The 24571-nt window shown below is 71.5% G+C and carries 20 protein-coding genes; 14 read left to right on the top strand and 6 right to left on the bottom strand.

The features are described from left to right. Positions 1-10 precede the first annotated feature (10 nt). The gene (locus tag RI138_RS06185; RefSeq protein ID WP_096629133.1) at positions 11-373 is read left to right on the top strand and encodes a cupin domain-containing protein; all 363 of its coding nucleotides are present in this window, start codon (positions 11-13) and stop codon (positions 371-373) included. A 208-nt stretch (positions 374-581) separates the two neighbouring features. On the opposite strand, the gene RI138_RS06180 is transcribed toward RI138_RS06185, so the two are convergent. From RI138_RS06180 to RI138_RS06170, 3 genes are all read right to left on the bottom strand, one after another. Beyond that, a complete protein-coding gene (locus tag RI138_RS06180) occupies positions 582-1856 on the bottom strand; it encodes an MFS transporter (RefSeq protein WP_311119082.1) in 1275 nt (424 codons plus the stop codon). Positions 1857-2016: 160 nt separating this feature from the next. Next, positions 2017-2616, bottom strand: coding sequence for a methylated-DNA--[protein]-cysteine S-methyltransferase (locus tag RI138_RS06175; RefSeq protein ID WP_311119081.1), 600 nt, complete (start codon positions 2614-2616; stop codon positions 2017-2019). Between the two features lie 121 nt (positions 2617-2737). Then, positions 2738-3616 (bottom strand): glycerophosphodiester phosphodiesterase family protein, encoded by an 879-nt coding sequence (locus RI138_RS06170; protein WP_311119080.1) that lies wholly within the window; start codon positions 3614-3616, stop codon positions 2738-2740. Between the two features lie 304 nt (positions 3617-3920). Between RI138_RS06170 and RI138_RS06165 the strand changes: the two genes are divergently transcribed. The 5 genes from RI138_RS06165 (at position 3921) to RI138_RS06145 (ending at position 11100) form a co-directional block, all read left to right on the top strand. Next, a complete protein-coding gene (locus tag RI138_RS06165) occupies positions 3921-4772 on the top strand; it encodes an MHYT domain-containing protein (RefSeq protein WP_311119079.1) in 852 nt (283 codons plus the stop codon). A gap of 39 nt (positions 4773-4811) precedes the next feature. After that, positions 4812-6944 (top strand): excinuclease ABC subunit UvrB, encoded by a 2133-nt coding sequence (gene uvrB / locus RI138_RS06160; RefSeq protein WP_311119078.1) that lies wholly within the window; start codon positions 4812-4814, stop codon positions 6942-6944. Between the two features lie 148 nt (positions 6945-7092). Beyond that, positions 7093-7671, top strand: coding sequence for a TerD family protein (locus RI138_RS06155; protein WP_096629140.1), 579 nt, complete (start codon positions 7093-7095; stop codon positions 7669-7671). Between the two features lie 223 nt (positions 7672-7894). Continuing rightward, positions 7895-9841, top strand: coding sequence for a TerD family protein (locus RI138_RS06150; protein ID WP_311119077.1), 1947 nt, complete (start codon positions 7895-7897; stop codon positions 9839-9841). Positions 9842-10080: 239 nt separating this feature from the next. After that, the gene (locus RI138_RS06145) at positions 10081-11100 is read left to right on the top strand and encodes a TerC family protein (RefSeq protein WP_311119076.1); all 1020 of its coding nucleotides are present in this window, start codon (positions 10081-10083) and stop codon (positions 11098-11100) included. A 241-nt stretch (positions 11101-11341) separates the two neighbouring features. Here RI138_RS06145 and RI138_RS06140 read toward each other — a convergent pair whose 3' ends face one another. Together RI138_RS06140 and RI138_RS06135 are read right to left on the bottom strand one after the other, a co-directional pair. Further along, on the bottom strand, positions 11342-11998 hold the full coding sequence (locus RI138_RS06140; RefSeq protein ID WP_311119075.1) for an MBL fold metallo-hydrolase: 657 nt from the start codon (positions 11996-11998) through the stop codon (positions 11342-11344). Between the two features lie 10 nt (positions 11999-12008). After that, complete coding sequence (locus RI138_RS06135) at positions 12009-12698, bottom strand: maleylpyruvate isomerase family mycothiol-dependent enzyme (RefSeq protein WP_311119074.1); 690 nt, start codon at positions 12696-12698, stop codon at positions 12009-12011. A 175-nt stretch (positions 12699-12873) separates the two neighbouring features. Between RI138_RS06135 and uvrA the strand changes: the two genes are divergently transcribed. After that, on the top strand, positions 12874-15927 hold the full coding sequence (gene uvrA / locus RI138_RS06130; RefSeq protein ID WP_311119073.1) for an excinuclease ABC subunit UvrA: 3054 nt from the start codon (positions 12874-12876) through the stop codon (positions 15925-15927). 260 nt (positions 15928-16187) lie between these two features. Next, positions 16188-16616 (top strand): Rieske (2Fe-2S) protein, encoded by a 429-nt coding sequence (locus tag RI138_RS06125; protein ID WP_311119072.1) that lies wholly within the window; start codon positions 16188-16190, stop codon positions 16614-16616. A gap of 42 nt (positions 16617-16658) precedes the next feature. Here the strand turns inward: RI138_RS06125 and RI138_RS06120 are convergent, their stop codons facing one another. Next, entirely contained in the window at positions 16659-17585 is a 927-nt protein-coding gene (locus RI138_RS06120; RefSeq protein WP_311119071.1) for a hypothetical protein, read from the bottom strand. A gap of 229 nt (positions 17586-17814) precedes the next feature. Between RI138_RS06120 and RI138_RS06115 the strand changes: the two genes are divergently transcribed. From RI138_RS06115 to whiA, 6 genes are all read left to right on the top strand, one after another. Beyond that, on the top strand, positions 17815-18441 hold the full coding sequence (locus RI138_RS06115) for a papain-like cysteine protease family protein (protein ID WP_311119070.1): 627 nt from the start codon (positions 17815-17817) through the stop codon (positions 18439-18441). A 4-nt stretch (positions 18442-18445) separates the two neighbouring features. Then, a complete protein-coding gene (locus RI138_RS06110) occupies positions 18446-19348 on the top strand; it encodes a hypothetical protein (RefSeq protein WP_311119069.1) in 903 nt (300 codons plus the stop codon). Between the two features lie 119 nt (positions 19349-19467). Next, on the top strand, positions 19468-21510 hold the full coding sequence (gene uvrC / locus RI138_RS06105) for an excinuclease ABC subunit UvrC (protein WP_311119068.1): 2043 nt from the start codon (positions 19468-19470) through the stop codon (positions 21508-21510). After that, a complete protein-coding gene (rapZ, locus tag RI138_RS06100; protein ID WP_311119067.1) occupies positions 21507-22466 on the top strand; it encodes an RNase adapter RapZ in 960 nt (319 codons plus the stop codon). The genes uvrC and rapZ overlap by 4 nt, the downstream gene beginning before the upstream one ends. Further along, positions 22463-23497: a gluconeogenesis factor YvcK family protein gene (locus RI138_RS06095; protein WP_311119066.1), complete on the top strand. Its 1035-nt coding sequence runs from the start codon at positions 22463-22465 to the stop codon at positions 23495-23497. Before rapZ ends, RI138_RS06095 begins: the two co-directional genes overlap by 4 nt. Then, the gene (gene whiA / locus RI138_RS06090; protein ID WP_030919772.1) at positions 23488-24477 is read left to right on the top strand and encodes a DNA-binding protein WhiA; all 990 of its coding nucleotides are present in this window, start codon (positions 23488-23490) and stop codon (positions 24475-24477) included. The genes RI138_RS06095 and whiA overlap by 10 nt, the downstream gene beginning before the upstream one ends. The last annotated feature ends 94 nt before the right edge of the window (positions 24478-24571 follow it).

The following is a 24571-nucleotide window of genomic DNA, read 5'->3' as shown; positions in this document are numbered from 1 at the left end:
GTGACCGGCCATGACGACAAATGACCAGGCCCCCGCTTCCTTCGCCGTGCACATCCCGGACGCCGAACTCGTTCCGGAACCGCTCGATCCGGCACAGATCGTTTCGGGCGATCCCGTGGTGACGGGCAAGGTGCTGTGGGAGTCGGCCGACGGCAAGCAGATCCGGGGGATCTGGCAGATCACGCCCGGCGTCGTCACGGACACCGAGGCGAACGAGCTGTTCGTGGTCGTCAGCGGACGGGCGACCGTCGCGGTCGAGGGCGGGGCGACGCTGGAGATCGGCCCCGGGGACGCCTGCGTTCTGCGCGAGGGCGACCGGACGACCTGGACCGTCCACGAGACGCTCCGCAAGGCGTACCACATCAGCCTCTGACGACTCGGGCATGAGTGACCCGGGTCGGGCTTCGCGGCAGCTCCGATTCCGGCTCTGGCCCTCCCGCTCCGGTTCCGGCCTTGCCCCTCCCGCTCCGGCTCCGGTTCCTCTCTCCGGCTCCGGTCCTGGGCGCGGCTCCGGTCCTGGGCGCGGTGGCACCGTAGCCCTCCCCGGGGTGGCGGGCGGCCCGCCTCGGTCGGACGGCGCCTCAGCCGCTGCCGACGGCCCCGGGCCGCAGGCTCCGGCGCAGGGCGAGCGCGGCGACCGGCAGGACCAGCGCGGCGCCGATCGCGTTCAGCGGGCCGTACCCCCACTGGGCGACGATCACGCCCGCGGCCGCTCCGCCGAGGCCGGCGGCCGCGTTCATGGTCAGGTCCGACAGCCCCTGCACGGCCGCCCGTGCGGCCTGCGGCACCGCGTCGGTGAGCAGCGCGGAACCGGCGATCATGCCCGCGGACCAGCCGAGGCCGAGCACGAACAGGCCGACGGCGGTCTGCCCGTGCCGCGGCCCGGCCGTGCCCGCGAGCAGCGCGGCGCAGCTCAGCAGCCCGACCGCCAGGCCGATCACGGTGAGTCGGCCGAACTGGTCGGCCAGCTTGCCCATCACCGGCGAGAACGCGTACATCCCCGCGATGTGCCCGCTGATGACGAGCCCGATCAACTGGAGGTCGGCACCGTGGCGGCCCAGGTCGACCGGGGTCATGACCATGATCGACACCATCGCGGTGTGTGACAGGGTGACCGTCACCAGGGCCAGCCGGGCCATCGGCGACTCCCTGACGGCCTCGACCCCGGCGCGCAGGGAACGCTTCCCGGGGGCCGACGCTTCCTCCGGGGCCAGGGCGCGGGCCGTGAGCAGCGGGTCCGGGCGCAGCGCGAGGGCCACGACGAGCCCCGCGAGCAGGAAGACGGCCGCCGAGCACAGGTAGGGCCCCGCCGCCTCGGGCACCGGCGTACCGCGGAACAGCCGACTCGCCGGGGCCGAGATATTGGGCCCCAGCACCGAACCGATCGTGGTGGCCCAGACGACGGTGGAGATCGCCCGGCCCCGCCGCTCCGGCCCCACCAGGTCGGCCGCCGCGAACCGCGCCTGGAGTCCGGCAGAGGACCCCGCCCCGAACGCCGCCATGCCGAGGAGCAGCAACGGGAAGCTCGGCAGCATCGTGGCGAGGACCACCAGGCCGCCACCCAGGGCGCCGATCAGATACGCCAGCACCAGACCGGGCCGTCGGCCCCGGGACGTCATCAGGGCGGCCAGCGGCAGCGACAGCAGCGCCGTGCCGGCGACGGACGCGGTCGGCGCCAGCCCGGACAGCGCATCGGACCCGCTCACCTCGGCGGCCAGCATCGGCGCCAGGGCGATGCCGACGGCGACACCGAGGCCGCCGAGTATCTGGCTGACGATGAGCACGGCGGACGTCCGGCGCTGGAGGGCGGGCAGCCCGGCGGCCGTGACCTGGGGGAGGGAGAGCGGTGGCGTCACTGGCGCAGTGTGCCATCGGTCCCGCCCCGCGATGCACCCGGACGGGTGACCCCGGCCGCAGCGAGGCCGTGGGGGGAGCAGGGCCCGGCCCGGCCGCGCGGGCTGCCGTGGACACAGCTGGAGCAGCCGGAACAACGACCGCCTCCCACCCCCGGACGCCCTAGAACAGCGGCTGCGGCAGGACCCCCTCCAGCGCCAGCAGCTGCCGCTTGGTCTCCAGGCCGCCCCCGAACCCGCCCAGACCCCCGTCGCTCTCCACCACCCGGTGGCACGGCACCACCACCGGCAGCGGATTGGACCCCATGGCCGCTCCCACAGCCTGAGCGCCGTCCGGCCGGCCCACCCGCGCCGCCAGCGCCCCGTAACCGATGACCGTGCCGTACGGCACCCCCGAGGCCAGCTCGCGCAGCGCCTCGCGCTGGAAGCCCGCTGTCAGCGACCAGTCCAGCCGCAGGCCGAAGTCCTGCCGCTCGCCCGCGAAGTACTCCGCGAGCGCGCGTATCGCCTCGGCCAGGCGATCGGAGCCGGGCGCCTCCACCGGCTCCGCGCCGAGCCGGGCCCGCAGCTGACCGAGCGCCGCGTCCCGGACGGCGGGGCGGGCGTGGAAGGCCACGGTCACCAGCCCGGCGGAGGTCGCGGCGAGCAGCAGCGGCCCGATGGCACTCGGCACGACGGACCACTCCACGGTCGGTCCACCGGCGCCCCCGGAACCAGCCCCGCCGTCCACCGCGCTGTCCGCCACGCCGTTCACACTGTCCATGCCGACCACCGTACGATCCACCACTGACAGCGCCGGATCGCCTTCGACGGTCGGCCCAGCCGAGCCGCGCTGAGTCCAAGCTCGGCCGTGCCGTGCCGAACCGAGTCCAGCACAGCTCGGCTCAGCTCGTCGCGTCTCGTACCACGTCGGGATAGTTGGTGATGATCCCGTCGACTCCGAACGCACGCGCCTTCGCCGCCTTGGCCGCGTCGTTGACCGTCCACGTGTTGACCCGCAGACGCTTGCCGTGCGGGCCCTTGAGTCGCTGTACGGCTGCCACGTAGTCGGCGCTGATCGTCGCGTACGAGGGGTTGATCTGATCGGTGAACGCCGCGTAACCGGGCAGATCGGCCACCGCGGGCGTGCCCAGGAAGCCGGTCGTGATGTCGGGGCGCAGGGCATGCACCTTCCGCACGCTGTCGGCGCCGAAGCTCTGGATGACCAGGCGATCCCGTACATGGGAGCGGTCCAGCCACCCTTCCTTCCGCAGTACGCGGACGATGTCCCGTTCGATGCCCGGATAGGTCCCGGGGCTCTTGATCTCCAGGAGCAGCTTCTGGCGGTTGCGCTCCAGACGGTGCAGGAACTGTGTGAGGGTCGGTACCCGGACCCCGGTGAACTGCGTCCCGAACCAGCTGCCCGCGTCGAGTTTCGCCACCTCCGCCGCGGTGAAGTCCTTGACCGCCCACGGCGCCCGGTCCGGGAAGATCTGCTCGACGTTCGTCGTGCGCTTGAGGTCGGTGTCGTGCAGCACGACGAGCACGCCGTCGCGGGTGCGCTGCACGTCGTTCTCCACCCAGTCGATGCCCAGCGCGTCGGCCGCGTCGACGGCGGCGAGGGTGTTCTCCGGTGCGTAGCCGGACGCTCCCCGGTGGGCGACGACGACCGGGTTCGTCCGCTGCGCCGAGGCCTCGGTCCGGTCGGCGGCGGGCAGCAGCAGAGCGCCGGCGCCGACCAGGGCGACGGCGGTGGTGGAGGCGGTTGCGGTGCGTACGAACACGGGAACTCCTCGCATCGGAGTGTGCGGACACGCCGAGACTGACAGCGGCTTGCCAACGCCGGGCAGGGAGGCGATGGCCACGGCATGAACGGAACTTTCGCCTCGGGAGTCCGGTGAAGACTGCCGGAGATCCGGCGGAGAACGCCGGAGCCCACGCGGGGAGCATGAGGCCAGGTTCACTTCCTGGGGCGCCGTGCCGATAAAATGCACGTTCTCCATCTGCCTGCCGGGGACTCGCCCCTCAGGGACTCCCTCGACCCCGGGTCTTCTCGAAGGGCGTGTCCGTATGCAGGGAACGGTCGACATGCAGGGAACAGTCGACACGGTGCGAGCGGCCGACATCGTGACAACAACAATCGGTACGCAGGGAACGGTCGACGGGTTCACCTACGGCCTGGTGACCCCCGTCGTGGCGTTCCTCATGGCCGGCCTGGGGGCCGCCCTCGGACTCCGCTGCACCATCAGGTCCCTGCGCACCGCACGCTCCTTCACGACCGGCTGGCTGGCTCTCGGCGCGCTGTCCATCGGATCCGGCATCTGGACCATGCACTTCGTCGCGATGACGGGCTTCAGCGTCAAGGAGGCACCGATCTCCTACGACAAGCCCCTCACCTTCGCCGGACTGGCCCTGGCCGTCCTCATGGTCGGCATCGGCATCTACATTGTCGGGTACCGGGGCGCGACCCGCATGGCGCTGATCACGGGCGGCACCATCACCGGCCTCGGCGTGGCGTCGATGCACTACCTGGGGATGGCGGGCATGCGTCTGGAGGGACAGCTCGCCTACGACACGCCCCTGGTCGCCCTCTCGGTGCTGATCGCCGTGGCGGCCGCCACGGCCGCGCTGTGGGCGGCCGTCTCCCTCCGTGGGCTCCTGTCCAGTCTCGGCGCGAGCGCTCTGATGGCCGCCGCGGTCACCGGAATGCACTACACGGGAATGGCCGCCCTCGACGTGCACCTGCACCTGCCGCCCGAGATGTCCGGCGTACTGCCCGGTGACCACCCCACCGAGACGATCGGCCCGATGCTGATCGGCCCCGGCTGCTTCCTGCTGCTGGCCGCGCTGGTGCTCATGTTCGACCCGCGCGCGGTGACCGACGAACCGGAGCGGCGCCCAGGGGCCCGGGAGACCGCCGGGCGGCCCCGGTACCGCTGATCCGGGGCTGTTGTCAGTGGGGAGCCGTACGGTGGTTGCATGCGGCCCGTTTCCAAGATCGAACGTTCGGTGGCGCCCTTCGAGGTCGTCAGTTCCTACCAGCCCAGCGGCGACCAGCCGGCGGCCATCGCCGAGCTGGAGCGGCGCATCCGCGCCGATGAGAAGGACGTCGTCCTGCTCGGCGCGACCGGCACCGGCAAGTCGGCGACCACCGCCTGGATGATCGAGAAGCTTCAGCGACCGACCTTGGTGATGGCGCCGAACAAGACGCTCGCCGCCCAGCTGGCCAACGAGTTCCGCGAGCTCCTCCCGAACAACGCGGTGGAGTATTTCGTCTCGTACTACGACTACTACCAGCCCGAGGCGTATGTCCCGCAGTCGGACACCTACATCGAGAAGGACTCCTCCATCAACGAGGAGGTCGAGCGGCTGCGCCACTCGGCGACGAATTCGCTGCTCACCCGGCGTGACGTCGTCGTGGTCGCCTCCGTCTCCTGCATCTACGGCCTCGGTACGCCCCAGGAGTACGTGGACCGCATGGTCCGGCTCAGGGTCGGCGAGGAGATCGACCGCGACCAGCTGCTGCGCCGCTTCGTCGAGATGCAGTACACCCGCAACGACCTGGCGTTCACCCGTGGCACCTTCCGGGTCCGCGGCGACACGATCGAGATCTTTCCGGTCTACGAGGAGCTCGCCGTCCGCATCGAGATGTTCGGTGACGAGATCGAGGCCCTGTCCACGCTCCACCCGCTGACCGGCGAGGTCATCAGCGAGGACCCCACGGTCCACGTCTTCCCCGCCAGCCACTACGTCGCAGGGCCCGAGCGCATGGAGAAGGCCGTCGGCGGGATCGAGCGGGAGCTGGAGCAGCGCCTGGCCGAGCTGGAGAAGCAGGGCAAGATGCTGGAGGCCCAGCGGCTGCGCATGCGCACGACGTACGACATCGAGATGCTCCGCCAGATCGGCACCTGCTCCGGCGTCGAGAACTACTCGATGCACTTCGACGACCGCGCCCCCGGCACCGCCCCCAACACCCTCCTCGACTACTTCCCGGACGACTTCCTGCTCGTCCTGGACGAGTCCCACGTCACGGTCCCGCAGATCGGTGCGATGTACGAGGGCGACGCCTCCCGCAAGCGGACCCTCGTCGACCACGGCTTCCGGCTGCCCTCCGCGATGGACAACCGGCCGCTGAAGTGGGAGGAGTTCCTGGAGCGGATCGACCAGACGGTGTATCTGTCGGCCACCCCGGGGAAGTACGAACTCTCGCGCGGCGACGGGTTCGTCGAGCAGATCATCCGCCCCACCGGCCTCGTCGACCCCGAGGTCGTGGTCAAGCCCACCGAGGGGCAGATCGACGACCTGGTGCACGAGATCCGCAAGCGCACCGAACGCGACGAGCGGGTCCTGGTCACCACGCTCACCAAGAAGATGTCGGAGGACCTCACCGACTACTTCCTGGAGCTCGGCATCCAGGTTCGCTATCTGCACAGCGACGTCGACACCCTGCGCCGTATCGAGCTGCTGCGCGAGCTGCGCTCCGGTGAGTACGACGTGCTCGTCGGCATCAACCTCCTGCGCGAGGGCCTCGACCTCCCCGAGGTGTCGCTCGTGGCCATCCTCGACGCCGACAAGCAGGGCTTCCTGCGCTCGGGCACTTCGCTCATCCAGACCATCGGCCGCGCCGCCCGTAACGTGTCCGGCCAGGTCCACATGTACGCCGACAAGATCACCCCGGCGATGGAGCAGGCGATCGACGAGACCAACCGCCGCCGCGAGAAGCAGATCGCGTACAACACCGAGCGCGGCATCGACCCGCAGCCGCTGCGGAAGAAGATCAACGACATCGTCGCCACCATCGCCCGCGAGGAGGTCGACACCGAGCAGCTCCTCGGCACCGGCTACCGGCAGGGCAAGGAGACCAAGGCCCCGGTGCCCGCGCTCGGCGGCAAGGCGGCCAAGGCCGGGGCGAAGGGCCGGGCGGCGGCCTCGGCCGGCGCAGTGGTCAGTGACCGCCCCGCGACCGAACTGGCCGGGATCATCGAGGAGATGACCGAGCGGATGCGGGCCGCCGCCGCCGATCTGCAGTTCGAGGTGGCCGCTCGGCTCCGCGACGAGGTCGGCGAACTGAAGAAGGAGCTGCGCCAGATGAAGGAAGCGGGCCTCGCCTGATTCCGTCGAGCCGGGCCCGGGCGCGCCCGGTGTGTTGCAAGACCGACACAAAAACGGACCGAACCTGCTGCCACCCGAGGTGGAATGCGTAGGGTGCGGGGAAACCGCACACGGACGGTTGCGGGGCAATGCCGAGAGGGGACAGCGCGTGACGGTCAATATGACCAAGGGTCAGGCCATCAGCCTGCAGAAGAGCGACGGGGGGACCCTGACCGCGGTACGGATGGGGCTCGGCTGGCAGGCGGCTCCGCGCCGCGGCCTGTTCGGCTCGCGCACCCGGGAGATCGACCTGGACGCCTCGGCGGTGCTCTTCGCCGACAAGCAGCCGGTCGACGTCGTGTTCTTCCGCCACCTCGTCAGCGATGACGGCTCGGTCAAGCACACCGGCGACAACCTGGTCGGCGGCGCCGGCTCCGGCGGGGACGACGAGGCGATCCTCGTCGACCTCCAGCGCGTGCCGGTCCACATCGACCAGATCGTCTTCACGGTGAACTCCTTCACCGGGCAGACCTTCCAGGAGGTCCAGAACGCCTTCTGCCGCATCGTCGACGAGACCAACGGCCAGGAGCTCGCCCGGTACACGCTGGACGGCGGCGGCCAGTACACCGCCCAGATCATGGCGAAGGTGCACCGCGCGGGCAGCGGATGGCAGATGACGGCCCTCGGCAACCCGGCCAACGGCCGCACCTTTCAGGACCTGATGCCGTCCATCCTGCCGCACCTGTAGGCGGCGGACCCGGGCCGGACCGGACGGGATCGGTCCGGCGTCGGCACCGGTAACGGAACGAGCAGCTCCCGGAGGCACCCGCCGCCGGGAGCTGCCCCACGCACGGCACACAGCACCGGCACAGCGCGAACGCGATACCGCACGGACGCGCGTCACCGCACGAACGCGACACCGCACGGCACCGCACCCGTGGGCGCGGGCCATCGTCGAGGGGGACAGGGCAATGACGGCCGAACTGGTCCGGGGGCAGAACCACACCTTGCCCCAGACCCGTCTGGAGATCCGGGTGTCCGCGGGCACGCCCGTCATCGCCGGAGCGACCCTCGGCGACGAGCGGGGCACGGTGCGCGGCGCCGAGCGGATCGCCCACCCCGGCGCACCCCAGCTCCCCGGGCTCGAAGTCTCCCAGCAGGCGGCGGCCGACCACCGGCTCGCCGTCGACCTGGAGGCGCTGCCTGCCGAGGTGCACCGGGTGACCGTGCTGCTGGCGCTGCCCGTGGGCGTCGGCGGCCCGGTGCGCTTCGGCGCGGTCCCCGCCCCCTTCGTCGCTGTCACCGGCCTCGACGGCACCGAGATCGCCACCTTCACGCTGACCGGCCTCGACGCGGAGTCCGCGGTCAGCGCCCTGGAGCTCTACCGCCGCCAGGGCGCCTGGAAGGTCCGCGCCGTCGGACAGGGGTACGCGGCGGGGCTCGCCGAAATGCTCGCCGACCAGGGCGTGGCCGACGCCGCCGCCCTGGCCGGCTCCATACAGGAGGCCGTCACCGGGGGCCTGGCCCGCTCCGTGGCGCCACCGCCGCCCCGTACCCCGGAGGGCGACCGCGTACGGCAGGCCAACGGCCCCGCGGACCACCGCCGGCCGTCGGCATCCCCTGCGACCCCGGCCGCCCAGCCCCCCGAGCCGCTGACCGACCCCGCCCCACCCGGCCCGCCCCCCGCCGCGGGAGGGCCCATCAACTACGCCCACCCGCGCCGCCAGCACGTCGCGCCCCCGTCGCCTCCGCCCACCGCACCCCCGGCCCAGCCCGGGCAGGCCGCGCAGCCGGTCGCCGGGGACGCCACGGGCTGGTCGATGGACGAACGCCTCTACAACCAGACCTGGGGCATGTTCGAGGACCTGGCCCGGGCGGTGGCCGCCTATCGCAGTGCCGTGGACTTCGCCGAGTCCCGGATGAGCCAGGAGCTCGACCACGCCCTGTCCGACCCGCGCAACCGGATCGGCGGCGCGGGCGACCATGCCCGCGCGCAGGCCCGCGCCAAGCGCGACGAGCTGACCGCCCGGGCCCGGGAGGCCCTCGACCGGGACCTCGGCCAGCTGGCAGCCGAGGCGGCCGTCGTCGAGCCCGCGCTCCCCGCCGCGTACGCGGGCTGGGGCAACCCTGTCTGGCACGCCCACCGCATCCCCATGGAGATACCGATGGCCCTGCGCATCGGTGACCTCCATCTGCCCGAGCGCACCGACCTGCGCATCCCGCTGCTCGTCCGGCTGCCGCTGGAGCGCGGGATGTGGGTGGACAGCGGCCGGACGGCGTCCGAGGCCGCCGCCCTGATGGACTCCGACCGGTTGCGCCGACTGGCCATGGAGACCGCGGTGGCCCACGCGGCCCGGCTGCTCGCGGTGTATCCGCCCGGTGAGTTCGCGGTGCACGTCATCGACGCGGCGGGTGCCGCGGCCGGTCCGCTCGCGCCGCTGGTCGAGGCGGGCGTCCTCGCCGGGCCGCCCGCCGCGGGACCCGGGGGAGTGTCCTCGGTCCTGGCCCACCTCACCCGGCGGGTGGACCTGGTGCAGATGGCGGTCCGGGCCGGGGCGGCCGACTCGCTCCCGCCGGACCTGGACACCGCCGAGCAGCTCCTCGTCGTCAACGACTTCCCGCACGGCTTCGACGACCGGGCCGTCACCCAGCTCCGCTACCTCGCCGACGAGGGCCCCTCGGTCGGGGTGCACCTCCTGATGGTCGCGGACCGGGAGGACGCCACCGCGTACGGGCCGGTGCTCGACCCGCTGTGGCGTTCGCTGCTGAGGATCACCCCGGTCGCCGACAACCACCTCGCCGACCCGTGGGTCGGGCACGCCTGGACGTACGAGCCGCTGGCGATCCCACCGGGCAGCCGCGTCCTGGAGCAGGTGCTCACAGCGGTGGCAGCCGCTCGCCGAGCTGCGGGCCGTTGATCAGACAGCAGACCCGACCTGCGGATTTGACCATCTCTTTACCATTTTCTTTACCTTTCCTTGGTGATGCCTGTACTGTTCGGCGTACGGAGGGGAGTACTCCTTACGCGACGTCCCGTCAATACGGACCGTTGACCGGTCCCGGGGCGTCGGCCCAGGCGCGCCGTGCGCCAGGGTGGAAGAGACCTCCGGCAGCGACGACGCTGAATCAGTTGCCGTAGCGAACTGCCGGAGGCGCAGTGGACGTTTCATGGACCCTTTGGGCTCTGACCATCTTTGGTCTGTCAGCCCTGATCGCCGTCGACTTCTTCATCGGGCGCAAGCCCCATGACGTGTCGACCAAGGAAGCCGGGATCTGGACGATCGTCTGGATCGTGCTGGCGGTCATCTTCGGACTCGGCCTGCTGGTGTTCGGCAACAGCCAGGCCTCCGGCGAGTTCTTCGCCGGATTCATCACCGAGAAGTCGCTGAGCGTCGACAACCTCTTCGTCTTCGTCCTGATCATGGCGAAGTTCTCGGTGCCCTCGCACCTCCAGCAGCGGGTACTGCTGATCGGTGTGCTGATCGCCCTGGTGCTCCGGGCGATCTTCATCGCCGCCGGCGCCGCCGTGATCGCGAACTTCTCGTGGGTCTTCTACATCTTCGGCGCGTTCCTGATCTACACCGCCTGGAAGCTCATCCAGGAGGCACGGGCCGGCGAGGAGGAAGAGGAGTTCGAGGAGAACCGTCTCCTCAAGTCGATCGAGCAGCGCTTCGGTGTCGCCGACCAGTACCACGGTACGAAGCTCTTCATCCAGCGGAACGGCAAGCGCATCCTGACCCCGCTGATGGTGGTCATGCTGGCCATCGGCACCACCGATGTCCTGTTCGCGCTGGACTCCATCCCGGCGATCTTCGGCCTGACCCAGGACCCGTACATCGTGTTCACGGCCAACGCGTTCGCGCTGATGGGTCTGCGCCAGCTGTACTTCCTCATCGGCGGTCTGCTGAAGAAGCTGGTCCACCTCAGTTACGGCCTGTCGGTGATCCTCGGCTTCATCGGCGTCAAGCTGGTGCTGCACGCCTTGCACGAGTCCGGGGTGGACGTTCCCTCGATCTCCATCCCCTTCTCGCTCTCCGTCATCTGCGGCGTGCTGGTGATCACCACGGTCACCAGCCTCATCGCCAGCAAGAAGCAGGCGGCGGCCGAGGCGGAGAAGGTCGAGAAGGCGGAGCCCGTCGGCCCCGCCGACGAGGAGAGCGAGCGCGTCGGCAGCTGACCCCGGGCCGCCCGGAGCGGCAGCAGGGACACACCGGCAGCGGCCGGGGCGGGAACGGCGAAGACCGTTTCCACCCCGGCCGCTGTGCGTGTGTGACCGGTCGGCGTGTGCCCCGGCCGGCGCGACCGGGGGCTCGGGTGACCGGTCGGTACGCGACTGGTCGGCGGCGTCGCCGACCGCGGGCGCGCCACTCAGGCAGGCGCCGTTGCCGACCGCGTGCGCACCGCCCGGGCAGGCGGGGCTACCAGCCGCGGGCGCGCCACTCGGGCAGGTGGGGCCGCTCGTCGCCGAGCGTCGTGTCGTGCCCGTGGCCGGGGTAGACCCACGTCTCGTCCGGCAGCCGGTCGAACAGCTTCGTCTCGACGTCGTGCAGCAGGCTCGCGAACGCCTCCGGGTCCTGGTGCGTGTTCCCGACCCCGCCGGGGAAGAGGCAGTCCCCGGTGAACAGGTGCGGGGCCCCGTGCGGGTCGTCGTAGACCAGCGCGATGGAGCCCGGGGTGTGACCGGTCAGATGGCGGGCGGTCAGCTCGACCCGGCCCACGGTGATCGTGTCGCCGTCCTCGACCAGGACGTCGGTCGGCACCGGGATGCCCTCGGCGTCGTACCGGCCCGCGTACGTCCGGGCGCCGGTGGCCGCCACCACCTCGGCCAGTGCCTGCCAGTGGTCCCCGTGCTGATGGGTGGTGACGACGGAGGCGATGCCGTCGTCACCGATCAGGGCGAGCAGGGTCCCCGGCTCGGCCGCCGCGTCGATCAGCAGCTGCTCGCCGGTGGCCCGGCACCGCAGCAGATAGGCGTTGTTGTTCATCCCGCCGACGGCGACCTTGGAGATCATCAGGTCCGCCAGTTCATGCACGCTCGCCGGTCCGCCGACCTTCACCGCTCCGCTGTACGTCATGCGGCTCAGCCTATAGCGGGGGCAGGGCGGGCAGCGGGCCCCCGGCCACCGTCAGGGCGGAGCCGTCACGGCGTCCGGCGAGCCAGCCCAGCAGCCCGGCGGCCGTCCCCTGGACCGTGACCAGGGCACTCTGCGGACCGCCCCCGGTGCTCCAGGTGCGGCCTTCCTCGTCGGTCAGCGCGGTGGCGGGCACATCGGGGTTGCCGGTGAAGCGCTCGGCGAGGAAGGCGATCTCCCGGGTCGTGAAGTCCGCGGGCAGGTCCTCCAGCTCATAGCCCACGTCGAGGTCGACGTGGTGCACGTCCACCTCGATCCAGCGGCGGAAGGGGACCCGGGAGGCCGAGTCCGTCACGCCGTTGCGCAGGGTGACGGTACGGGTCCAGTCGGCCGGTTCCGCGGCGGTCGCGAAGAGGCGGTCCGCGCTCTCCCGGAGGTCGGCCAGCTGCTCGGCCAGGGGGCGCGGGGCGCCCTCGGCGATGTCGGCGTCCCGGGTTTCGCTGCTCGCGTACATCGGGAGACCCCGGAGAACATTTCCGAGCGCGTCGGCGTTACGTGACAGGTGGGCCAGTACATGGCCCCGGCTCCATCCGGGCAGCCGTGACGGCTCGGCGACAGCGTCGTCGTCCAGTTTCCCGACTGCGTCGAGCAGCCGTTCGGTCGCTTCGCGTACAGCTCCCAGGTCGTGCGCATGATCCATCATGCGGCCGAGCCTAGCCCTGCCACTCATTCGGGTGAAGGAGTGGCAGGGTGACCGTAAATCGAATGTGCGTGCTATACGCTCGGAGTCGAAAGCTTCGTACACCGCTGTGGCGCCCCCCATACCCTGGGACAGGGGCTCAGTTCCCCCGCTTCTCTCTAGAAAGGTGCGGACCGGCGTGGCCGACCGTCTCATCGTCCGTGGCGCGCGCGAGCACAACCTGAAGAACGTCTCGCTCGACCTGCCCCGTGACTCCCTCATCGTCTTCACCGGGCTCTCCGGGTCGGGCAAGTCGTCCCTCGCGTTCGACACGATCTTCGCCGAGGGGCAGCGCCGCTATGTGGAGTCGCTCTCCTCGTACGCCCGGCAGTTCCTCGGCCAGATGGACAAGCCGGACGTCGACTTCATCGAGGGGCTTTCGCCCGCCGTCTCCATCGACCAGAAGTCCACCTCGCGCAACCCGCGCTCGACGGTCGGCACCATCACCGAGGTCTACGACTACCTCCGGCTGCTCTTCGCCCGGATCGGCAAGCCGCACTGCCCCGAGTGCAGCCGCCCCATCTCCCGCCAGTCGCCGCAGGCCATCGTCGACAAGGTCCTCGGCCTGCCCGAGGGCAGCCGCTTCCAGGTCCTCTCGCCGCTGGTGCGCGAGCGCAAGGGCGAGTTCGTCGACCTCTTCGCCGACCTCCAGACCAAGGGCTACAGCCGGGCCCGGGTCGACGGCACCACCATCCAGCTCGCCGAGCCGCCCACGCTCAAGAAGCAGGAGAAGCACACGATCGAGGTGGTCGTCGACCGTCTCACCGTCAAGGACAGCGCCAAGCGCCGACTGACCGACTCGGTCGAGACCGCGCTCGGCCTCTCCGGCGGCATGGTCGTTCTGGACTTCGTCGACCTCCCCGAGGACGACCCCGAGCGTGAGCGGATGTATTCCGAGCACCTCTACTGCCCGTACGACGACCTGTCCTTCGAGGAGCTGGAGCCGCGCTCCTTCTCCTTCAACTCGCCCTTCGGCGCCTGCCCCGACTGCACCGGCATCGGGACGCGCATGGAGGTCGACCCCGAGCTGATCGTCCCGGACGAGGAGAAGTCGCTCGACGAGGGCGCGATCCACCCCTGGTCCCACGGCCACACCAAGGAGTATTTCGGCCGGCTGATCGGCGCGCTCTCCGAAGCCCTCGGCTTCCGCACGGACATCCCCTGGGCCGGGCTGCCGCAGCGCGCCAAGAAGGCGCTCCTCTTCGGTCACAAGATCCAGACCGAGGTCCGCTACCGCAACCGCTACGGGCGCGAGCGCGCCTACACGACCCCCGCCTTCGAGGGCGCGGTGCAGTTCGTGAAGCGGCGCCACACCGAGGCCGAGAGCGACTCCAGCCGGGAGCGCTTCGAGGGCTATATGCGCGAGGTGCCCTGCCCGACCTGTGAGGGCACCCGCCTCAAGCCGATCGTCCTCGCGGTGACGGTGATGGAGAGGTCCATCGCCGAGGTCGCCGCGATGTCGATCAGCGAGTGCGCCGAGTTCCTCGGCCGCCTCAAGCTGAACGCCCGCGACAAGAAGATCGCCGAGCGGGTCCTCAAGGAGGTCAACGAACGGCTGAAGTTCCTCGTCGACGTCGGCCTGGACTATCTGTCACTGAACCGCGCGGCGGGCACCCTGTCCGGCGGCGAGGCCCAGCGCATCCGGCTGGCCACCCAGATCGGCTCCGGCCTGGTCGGCGTGCTGTACGTCCTGGACGAGCCGTCCATCGGCCTGCACCAGCGCGACAACCACCGACTCATCGAGACCCTGGTCCGCCTCCGCGACATGGGCAACACGCTCATCGTCGTCGAGCACGACGAGGACACCATCAAGGTCGCCGACTGGGTCGTCGACATCGGCCCCGGCGCCGGTGAGCACGGCGGCAAGGTCGTCCACTCCGGCTCGCTGAAGGAGCTGCTGGCCAACAAGGACTCCGTCACCGGCCAGTATCTGTCGGGCAAGCGCTCGATCCCGACCCCCGGCGTCCGCCGCCCGGTCGACCCGGCCCGCAGCCTCACCGTCCACGGCGCCCGGGAGAACAACCTCCAGGACATCGACGTCTCCTTCCCGCTCGGCGTCCTCACCGCCGTCACCGGCGTCTCGGGCTCCGGAAAGTCGACCCTGGTCAACGACATCCTCTACACCCACCTGGCCCGCGAGCTGAACGGCGCCAAGTCGGTCCCCGGCCGCCACACCCGGGTCGACGGCGACGACCTCGTCGACAAGGTGGTCCACGTCGACCAGTCGCCGATCGGCCGGACCCCCCGGTCTAACCCGGCCACGTACACCGGGGTCTTCGACCACGTCCGCAGGCTGTTCGCCGAGACAATGGAGGCGAAGGTGCGCGGCTATCTGCCGGGCCGCTTCTCCTTCAACGTCAAGGGCGGCCGCTGCGAGAACTGCTCCGGCGACGGCACGATCAAGATCGAGATGAACTTCCTGCCCGACGTGTACGTCCCGTGCGAGGTCTGCCACGGTGCGCGCTACAACCGGGAGACCCTGGAGGTCCACTACAAGGGCAAGTCCATCGCCGAGGTGCTGGACATGCCGATCGAGGAGGGCCTGGAGTTCTTCGAGGCCGTCCCGACGATCGCCCGCCACCTCCGTACGCTCAACGAGGTCGGCCTCGGCTATGTGCGGCTCGGCCAGTCCGCGCCGACCCTCTCCGGCGGCGAGGCACAGCGCGTCAAGCTGGCGAGCGAGCTCCAGAAGCGGTCCACCGGCCGCACGGTCTACGTCCTGGACGAGCCGACCACCGGTCTGCACTTCGAGGACATCAGCAAGCTGATCACCGTGCTCTCCGGCCTCGTCGACAAGGGCAACTCGGTGATCGTCATCGAGCACAACCTCGATGTCATCAAGACCGCCGACTGGGTCGTCGACATGGGCCCCGAGGGTGGCAACGGCGGCGGTCTGGTCGTCGCCGAGGGAACCCCGGAGCAGGTCGCCTCGGTCCCCGCGAGCCACACCGGGAAGTTCCTCCAGTCCATCCTGGACGCGGACCGGATCAGCGAGGCCGCAGTGCCCTCGGGCGGGGGGACGCCCCGCAAGGCGGCCGCCCGCAAGACCGCCCCGGCGAAGAAGACGGCGGCCACGAGGACGGCGGCCGCGGCCAAGAAGGCCACGGCGGCCAAGGCGAAGGCAACGGTGACCAAGGCAGCGGCGACGAAGGCGACCGCCGCCAAGAAGGCCACCCGGGCCCGCAAGGCCTGAGCGCGGCCTTCACCGACCGCGGCGGCCCCCCACGAGGAGGGGGGCCGCCGCGGTCTGCCGGGGCAGCGGGTACGGCCCGGCCGCAAGGCTTCCACCGGCCGCCGGTATCGTCGGTTCTGTCACCGGTGCCAGGGGCCGCAGTGGTCGCCCTGACGCATGTCCGGCGACCACACCCGCACCCACGGTGATGCTCACCCACGCCCACCGTGATCCACCTCCGAGCCACTGATCCGCCTCGAACGACAACCCGTGGAGTCCGCATGCCCGGCCTGCCCGCCGCCCGCCGTACCGTGCTGAAGGGCGCCGCGCTCGCCGGTGCCGCCGGGCTGGGGGCGGCCGCCTGCTCGACCGAGTCCAAGCTCGGCCACGCCAAGAACCCCGTGCCGACCGCGCCCGTCGACCTCGGAGCCGCCGCTGACGTCCCCGTCGGCGGAGCCAAGCTCTACCGCGAGCAGCGTCTCGTCGTCAGCTGTCCGGCGAAGGGCGAGTACAAGGCGTTCAGCGCCCAGTGCACCCACGGCGGCTGCGTCCTGACCAAGGTCGAGGGCACCGAGGGCCACTGCGCCTGCCACGGCAGCCGCTTCGACGCGACCACCGGCGAGGTCGTCCAGGGCCCGGCCACCGTGCCGCTGCCCGCCGTCCCCGTCACCGCCGAGGGCGGAAAGCTCGTCGCGGGCCCCGAGGCCTGAGCGGCCCGAGCCGCCGGATTCCGGCCCAGCCCGGCCCCTGCCTCACTCCCAGTCCCAGTCGATCCCGATCAGGCCGGGCCGTACACCCTCCTCCACCAGGTGCACGGTCCGGTGCCGGCCGGTCAGCGTGAGGTCCCCGCGGGACCCGCGCGCCGCCCCCGCCGACGCCTGCGCGAACCGGCGGCAGCGCACCGGGAGCGCCGCCTCGTCGAAGCCGACCTGAAGCACGTACTGGCCGCCCCCGAAGGTGAAGCCGCGTACGTACTCACCGCTGGCCCCGCCCGTACCGTCCTCGAAGCCGTAGCCGAAGACGTACGTCTCGCCGGACCGCAGCCGGGTGTCGAAGAGCAGCTCCGCCACCAGCAGCCCCGCCTCCCGGTCCCAGCGGACCCGGCCCGTCCGGCAGTTCTCCAGCGCCAGCACCGTGATCCGCGACGGGTCGCACCCCGGATCGCCCCGGTGCACCGCGAGATAGCGGTCGACGCCGTCCCGGTGCGCGCGCACCACATGGCGCGAGGTGCGGCCCGCCAGTTCCCGCCGCGCCCCGATCCGTACCCGCTCCTGATGCCCCACGGTGTGCAGCCCGCCGTCCACGGGCGACTCCATCGCCGCGAGGAGCCGTTCCACCGAGCCCGACGCCTCCATCAGCGAGCGGTACGAACGGGCAGCCGGACGGTCCGCGTCCGCCGGGGTGTCGTCGTTCCGCAGCAGGCGCAGCAGCGAGCCGTCCGGCAGCGCGAGCACGCCCTCCAGCGCGCTCACGGCCCGCAGGGACTCGGCGCGCCGGGGGCGGCGCACGCCCTGCTGCCAGTAACTGAGACTGGTCACCCCGAGCTTGACGCCCCGGTGCGCCAGATGGTGCTGCACCCGCTGGAGCGGCAGCCCGCGCACCGCCAGGGCGGTGCGCAACGCCAGATGGAACGGGCCGGTCCGCAGCACCTGGGCCAATTCGGTCTCGGTCTGCCGCATGGCGGGCCTCCGGTGAACGTTCACGTGGGGAGTGGTGACATCGCCCCCGGGGGATGCGGGGGAGCAGGTGACGGGGGCGGAGCCGTTCACACGGGTGCCGTGCCGTTCACACCGTGATGTCACCTCGCATTGAAGCGTGTTGACCTGCTCCGGACAACGCCGGATGCTCCTCATCAGCGTCCGGACGCGCTCCTCCGATCCCCACCCCCCCCGCCTTGGGAGGACCGCCATGCGCAACCGAAGAGTCAGGCCCGGAAGGTTCTCGTTCACCGCCCTCCTGGCCGCCGCCCTGCTCGCCGTCCCCGCGGCCACCGCCACCGCGTCCCCGTCCCCGGCACCTGCCCCGTCCACGGAAAGGGCCGACCTCGGCATCGCCGCCGCCCAGCGGCTGAACATCACCATGCAGGCCCAGCAGAAGAGCAACTGGTGCTGGGCGGCCGGAGGCAACACCATCGCCGCCTGGTTCGGCCGCGACTACTCCCAGAACCAGTTCTGCAACGCCTCCTTCAGGCGGAACCAGAACACCACGTGCCCCAACTCGCAGGCCACCCTCGGCAACGTCCAGACCGGCCTGTCCTGGACCGGGATCAGGCCCGGCTCGTACGTCACCGGCTGGCTGCGCTACTCGACCGTGCGGACCGAGATATCCGCCCAGCGCCCCATCGAGACCCGTATCCAGTGGTCGTCCGGCGGCGGCCACATGCACGTCATCTACGGCTACGACGACGCCAACAGCTGGGTCTACTGGGGCGATCCATGGCCCTCCAGCCACCGCTACAACTGGGCCTCGCACGCCTGGTACGTGAACAACAACGAGTTCTCCTGGACCCACTCGCTCTACCGGATCGGGGCGTGAGGACATGACCGCGACCACCCGGCGCCTCGCCGTCGCCACCGCACTCACCGCCACCGCCCTGTTCGCCGCCGCGCCCCTGGCAACCGCCGACGAGGGCCCCGCCGCCCAGCCGAAGCTGACCGCCGCCACCCTCGAAGCCGCCCACGAGGCGGCCACCGAGGCCGCCACCCTGGACACCCTGTCCCGGTTCTTCGCCCGGGAGGGAGCGGTGAGCCGGGCGAAGGCCGCACCCCGGATCACCGCGAGGGCCGTCCCCGTACGGACGCTCTCCGCCGCGTTCGTCGCAGGCAAGCCGGGGGCCGCCCCCAGCACCCTGGACTACCTCGCCAGCACCGCCGTCTCCTCCGACGGCCAGAAGGCCTCGCTCTGGACGGTCCCGGGAGCGGGCGGCGGCGATGACTGGCAGGTGGTGAACATCGCCACCGGCGACGACGAGGCCCGCTACACCGCCCGGGGCGCCCGCGCCCTTCCCGGCGGCACCGTGTTCCGGGAACCGCAGATCGACGCCTGGTACGTCCACGACGCCTCCCGGGTCCTCCCGCTGGACGAGGACGCGACGGCCGCCGTGGGCACGAAGGGCACGACCCTGAACGCCTACCGGGCCCGGGTGCAGGAGGCGTACGGCGACAAGCTGCCCGGCTCCGGGTACGCGAAGTCCGGCAAGGCGGGCGGCTACGGCCCCGGGGCGACCGGTACCGACGCGGCGGCCGGCACCGCCCCCGGCCCGGCCCCGGAAGCCGCCGGAGGCCCCGCGCTCGCCGGAGCGGCGTCGGGCTCCCCGGACACCGCCCTGACCGCCGTCTCCACGGTCGCCGGAGCCGGGGCCCTGCTCGCCCTGGCCCTGTGCGGGGCCGCCGCCCTGCGCCGCCGGGGCCGCACCGGAGGAACCCCGGCCGCGGACGCCTGACCAGGAGTCCCACCGGACCGCAGGCCCGCGCTCCGGGGTGCGAACACCCCACGGCACCCCGGAGCGCGGTACCACCCGACGACGACGTGCTGTCACACCCCGCAAGTAGGGTGTGAGACATGGCAGACCCCTCCAGCTACCGCCCCAAGCCGGGACAGATCCCCGACTCCCCGGGGGTCTACAGATTCCGCGACGAGCACCGCCGGGTGATCTACGTCGGGAAGGCCAAGAACCTCCGCCAGCGCCTTGCCAACTACTTCCAGGATCTCGCCGGCCTCCACCCGCGCACGCGCACGATGGTCACGACGGCCGCCTCCGTCGAGTGGACGGTCGTCTCCACCGAGGTCGAGGCGCTCCAGCTGGAGTATTCCTGGATCAAGGAGTTCGACCCCCGGTTCAACGTCAAGTACCGCGACGACAAGAGCTATCCGTATCTCGCGGTCACGCTGAACGAGGAGTTCCCCCGCGTCCAGGTCATGCGCGGCGCCAAGAAGAAGGGCGTGCGCTACTTCGGTCCGTACGGCCACGCCTGGGCGATCCGCGAGACCGTCGACCTGATGCTGCGCGTCTTCCCCGTCCGTACCTGCTCCGCCGGGGTCTTCAAGAACGCCGCGCGCACCGGCCGCCCCTGCCTCCTCGGCTATATCGGCAAGTGCTCGGCCCCCTGCGTCGGCCGGGTCACCCCCGAGGAACACCGGGAGCTGGCCGAGGACTTCTGCGACTTCATGGCCGGACGCACCGGCACGTACATCCGCCGCCTGGAGAAGGACATGATGCAGGCGGCCGAGGAGATGGAGTACGAGCGGGCCGCCCGCCTCCGCGACGACGCCGAGGCCCTCAGGCGGGCCATGGAGAAGAGCGCCGTCGTCCTCGCCGACGCCACCGACGCCGACCTGATCGCCGTCGCCGAGGACGAGCTGGAAGCCGCCCTCCAGATCTTCCACGTGCGCGGCGGCCGGGTCCGCGGCCAGCGCGGCTGGGTCACCGACAAGGTGGAGGCGGTCGACACCGCCGGGCTCGTCGAGCACGCCCTCCAGCAGCTGTACGGGGAGGAGCGCGGCGACGCCGTCCCCAAGGAGGTCCTGGTCCCCGCCCTGCCCGAGGACACCGAAGCGGTCTCCCAGTGGCTCGCCGAGCGCCGGGGCTCCCAGGTCAGCCTGCGCATCCCGCAGCGCGGCGACAAGAAGGACCTCATGGTCACGGTCCAGCGCAACGCCCAGCAGGCGCTCGGACTGCACAAGACCAAGCGCGCCTCCGACCTCACCACCCGCTCCCGCGCCCTGGAGGAGATCGCCGAGGCGCTGGGCCTGGACAGCGCCCCCCTGCGCATCGAGTGCTACGACATCTCCCACCTCCAGGGCGACGACGTGGTCGCCTCGATGGTGGTCTTCGAGGACGGCCTCGCCCGCAAGAGCGAGTACCGCCGCTTCCAGATCAAGGGCTTCGAGGGCCAGGACGACGTCCGCTCGATGCACGAGGTGATCGGTCGCCGCTTCAAGCGCTATCTCCAGGACAAGGAGCGCACCGGGGAGTGGGAGGGGGCGCAGGACGCCCCGCTCACCCCGGAGGGCGCCCCGCCCGCCCCCGCGGGCGGCCCTGGCACCGCTGCCGACGACGGAGAGCCCCGGGAGGACGACGGCCGGCCCAAGCGGTTCGCCTACCCGCCGCAGCTCGTCGTGGTCGACGGCGGGCAGCCCCAGGTCGCCGCGGCCAAGCGCGCCCTGGACGAGCTGGGCATCGACGACATCGCCGTCTGCGGCCTCGCCAAACGCCTCGAAGAGGTCTGGCTCCCCGATGACGACGACCCTGTCGTCCTGCCCCGCTCCAGCGAGGGCCTCTACCTCCTCCAGCGCGTCCGGGACGAGGCCCACCGCTTCGCCATCACCTACCAGCGCGCCAAACGGGCCAAGCGCCTCCGCGCCAGCCCCCTCGACGACGTGGCCGGCCTCGGCGAGACCCGGAAGCAGGCCCTGATCAAGCATTTCGGCTCCGTGAAGAAGCTCCGGCAGGCGACAATCGACGAGATCTGCGAGGTCCCCGGGATAGGTCGCAGGACGGCGGAATCGGTGGCCGCGGCCCTCGCCACGACCGCTCCCGCGGCGCCTGCCGTGAACACGGCCACAGGAGAGATCATTGAAGAGGACGACGGGGGCAGCTCATGACCGAGAACACCCACGAGACCACACAGAACACCGCAGACCGAGCAGACGGAGCAGCAGACGTGAGTACGAACACCCCGAACGAGACGGGTGAGGCGGCCATCCCCGAGCTGGTGATCATCTCCGGGATGTCGGGCGCCGGCCGCAGCACCGCCGCCAAGTGTCTGGAGGACCTCGGCTGGTTCGTCGTCGACAACCTGCCGCCCGCGCTGATCCCCACCATGGTCGAGCTCGGCGCCCGCTCGCAGGGCAACGTGGCCCGGATCGCCGTCGTCGTTGACGTGCGCGGCCGGCGCTTCTTCGACAACCTCCGCGAGTCCCTCGCCGACCTGGAGGCCAAGCACGTCACCCGGCGGATCGTTTTCCTGGAGTCCTCCGACGACGCCCTGGTCCGCCGCTTCGAGTCCGTCCGTCGCCCGCACCCCCTCCAGGGCGACGGCCGCATCGTCGACGGCATCGCGGCCGAGCGCGACCTGCTGCGCGAGCTGCGCGGCGACGCCGACCTGGTCATCGACACCTCCAGCCTCAACGTGCACGAGCTGCGGGCCAAGATGGACGCCCAGTTCGCGGGCGAGTCGGAGCCGGAGCTGCGAGCCACGGTGATGTCCTTCGGCTACAAGTACGGCCTGCCCGTCGACGCCGATCTGGTCGTCGACTGCCGCTTCCTGCCCAACCCGCACTGGGTCCCCGAACTGCGCCCCTTCACCGGAGTGAACGAGGAGGTGTCCGACTACGTCTTCGACCAGCCGGGCGCCAAGGAGTTCCTCAACCAGTACACGGAGCTGCTCCAGCTGATCGCCGCCGGTTACCGCCGCGAGGGCAAGCGGTACGTGACCATCGCCGTGGGCTGCACGGGCGGCAAGCACCGCTCCGTCGCCATGTCGGAGAAGCTCTCGGCCAGGCTCGCCGCCGAAGGCATCGAGACCGTCCTCGTGCACCGTGACATGGGGCGAGAGTGACCGGACGCAATCTGCGGATGCGGCGCCTGAGCCGTGCCACCTCGGCGCTCTCGGGCCGCAAACGCGGTGCCCAGCCCAAGGTCGTCGCCCTCGGCGGCGGCATGGGCCTCTCGGCGTCCCTGGCCGCGCTGCGCCGGATCACCGGCGATCTCACGGCCGTGGTCACCGTCGCCGACGACGGCGGCTCCAGCGGCCGGCTCCGCGAGGAGCTGGGCGTGCTGCCGCCCGGCGACCTCCGCAAGGCGCTCGCCGCGCTGTGCGGTGACGACGACTGGGGCCGCACCTGGTCCCGGGTCATCCAGCACCGCTTCGAGTCCAAGGGCGACCTCCACGAGCACGCGGTCGGCAATCTGCTGATCGTGGCACTCTGGGAGCAGCTCGGCGACCACGTCCAGGCGCTCGACCTGGTCGGCAAGCTGCTCGGCGCGCACGGCCGGGTGCTGCCGATGTCGGCCGTCCCACTGGAGCTCCAGGCGCTGGTCAAGGGCCACGACCCCGAGTTGCCCGACGCGATCGTCACCGTGCGCGGCCAGGCCACGGTGGCGCTCACCCCGGGCGAGGTGCAGTCCGTGCACGTCGTCCCGCCCGACCCGCCGGCCGTCCCGGAAGCCGTGGAAGCGGTCCTGGACGCCGACTGGGTGGTGCTCGGTCCCGGCTCCTGGTTCTCCTCGGTGATCCCGCACCTGCTGGTGCCGGAACTGCTCGACGCCCTGGTCACCACGAAGGCCCGTAAGGTCCTCTCGCTGAACCTCGCGCCACAGCCCGGGGAAACAGAAGGCTTCTCACCGCAGCGTCATTTGGAGGTTTTGGGACGACACGCCCCTAAACTCGCCTTGGACGTGGTGCTGGCCGACGAGGCCGCCGTGCCCGACCGCGAGTCCCTCTCCCATGCCGCACAGCGGCTCGGAGCCGCGGTCGAGCTGGCGCCGGTGGCCTCGCCCGACGGCGTTCCGGTTCATGATCAGGAGCTGTTGGCCGCCGCGTACGACCGTATTTTTCGGATGCATGGAAGGATCGGCCCATGGCGATGACGCCAGCGGTGAAGGACGAAATCTCTCGGCTTCCCGTCACCCGGACCTGCTGCAGAAAAGCAGAGGTCTCGGCGATTCTTCGGTTCGCGGGCGGGCTGCACCTGGTGAGCGGCCGGATTGTGATCGAGGCGGAGCTGGACACCGCGATGGCGGCGCGCCGGCTCAAGCGCGACATCCTGGAGATCTTCGGGCACAGCTCGGAGCTGATCGTGATGGCCCCCGGCGGGCTGCGGCGCGGCTCGCGCTATGTCGTACGCGTGGTGGCGGGCGGTGACCAGCTGGCCCGCCAGACCGGCCTGGTGGACGGCCGCGGCCGCCCCATCCGCGGGCTGCCCCCGCAGGTGGTCTCGGGGGCCACCTGCGACGCCGAGGCTGCCTGGCGCGGGGCCTTCCTGGCGCACGGCTCGCTCACCGAGCCCGGCCGCTCCTCCTCCCTGGAGGTCACCTGCCCCGGCCCGGAGGCGGCCCTCGCCCTGGTCGGCGCGGCCCGCAGGCTCTCCATCGCCGCCAAGGCCCGGGAGGTGCGCGGTGTGGACCGGGTCGTCGTCCGCGACGGCGACGCCATCGGCGCCCTGCTGACCCGGCTCGGCGCACACGAGTCGGTGCTGGCCTGGGAGGAGCGCCGGATGCGGCGCGAGGTCCGCGCCACGGCCAACCGCCTCGCCAACTTCGACGACGCCAACCTGCGCCGCTCGGCCCGCGCGGCGGTCGCCGCCGGGGCCCGGGTGGGCCGCGCGCTGGAGATCCTCGGCGAGGAGGTCCCCGAGCACCTCGCGGCGGCCGGCCGGCTGCGCATGGAGCACAAGCAGGCCTCCCTGGAGGAGCTGGGCGCCCTCGCCGACCCGCCGCTGACCAAGGACGCGGTCGCGGGCCGGATCCGCCGCCTGCTGGCCATGGCCGACAAGCGGGCCCAGGACCTGGGCATTCCGGGCACGGAGTCGACCCTCAGCGAGGAGCTCGCCGACGGACTCGTCGGCTGACCCGGCCGACTCGGCGGCGAACGGGGGACGTTGGTCCCGAGCGGACGGGACCGACGTCCCGGCGGCGCCGGGACCCAAGTCCCGACCGGCGAAA

Source organism: Streptomyces durocortorensis (assembly GCF_031760065.1).
In the GTDB taxonomy this organism is placed as follows: domain Bacteria; phylum Actinomycetota; class Actinomycetes; order Streptomycetales; family Streptomycetaceae; genus Streptomyces.
The sequence above is the reverse complement of the archived record's forward strand: the minus strand, read 5'-3'. Positions and strand labels throughout refer to the sequence as shown.

Coding starts and splice junctions, on each gene's coding strand:
- RI138_RS06185 (WP_096629133.1), top strand. CDS start 11: ATGACGACAAATGACCAGGCCCCCGCTTCCTTCGCCGTGCACATCCCG.
- RI138_RS06175 (WP_311119081.1), bottom strand. CDS start 2,616: ATGGACAGTGTGAACGGCGTGGCGGACAGCGCGGTGGACGGCGGGGCT.
- RI138_RS06165 (WP_311119079.1), top strand. CDS start 3,921: ATGCAGGGAACAGTCGACACGGTGCGAGCGGCCGACATCGTGACAACA.
- uvrB (WP_311119078.1), top strand. CDS start 4,812: ATGCGGCCCGTTTCCAAGATCGAACGTTCGGTGGCGCCCTTCGAGGTC.
- RI138_RS06150 (WP_311119077.1), top strand. CDS start 7,895: ATGACGGCCGAACTGGTCCGGGGGCAGAACCACACCTTGCCCCAGACC.
- RI138_RS06140 (WP_311119075.1), bottom strand. CDS start 11,998: ATGACGTACAGCGGAGCGGTGAAGGTCGGCGGACCGGCGAGCGTGCAT.
- RI138_RS06135 (WP_311119074.1), bottom strand. CDS start 12,698: ATGATGGATCATGCGCACGACCTGGGAGCTGTACGCGAAGCGACCGAA.
- RI138_RS06125 (WP_311119072.1), top strand. CDS start 16,188: ATGCCCGGCCTGCCCGCCGCCCGCCGTACCGTGCTGAAGGGCGCCGCG.
- RI138_RS06120 (WP_311119071.1), bottom strand. CDS start 17,585: ATGCGGCAGACCGAGACCGAATTGGCCCAGGTGCTGCGGACCGGCCCG.
- RI138_RS06115 (WP_311119070.1), top strand. CDS start 17,815: ATGCGCAACCGAAGAGTCAGGCCCGGAAGGTTCTCGTTCACCGCCCTC.
- RI138_RS06110 (WP_311119069.1), top strand. CDS start 18,446: ATGACCGCGACCACCCGGCGCCTCGCCGTCGCCACCGCACTCACCGCC.
- uvrC (WP_311119068.1), top strand. CDS start 19,468: ATGGCAGACCCCTCCAGCTACCGCCCCAAGCCGGGACAGATCCCCGAC.
- rapZ (WP_311119067.1), top strand. CDS start 21,507: ATGACCGAGAACACCCACGAGACCACACAGAACACCGCAGACCGAGCA.
- whiA (WP_030919772.1), top strand. CDS start 23,488: ATGGCGATGACGCCAGCGGTGAAGGACGAAATCTCTCGGCTTCCCGTC.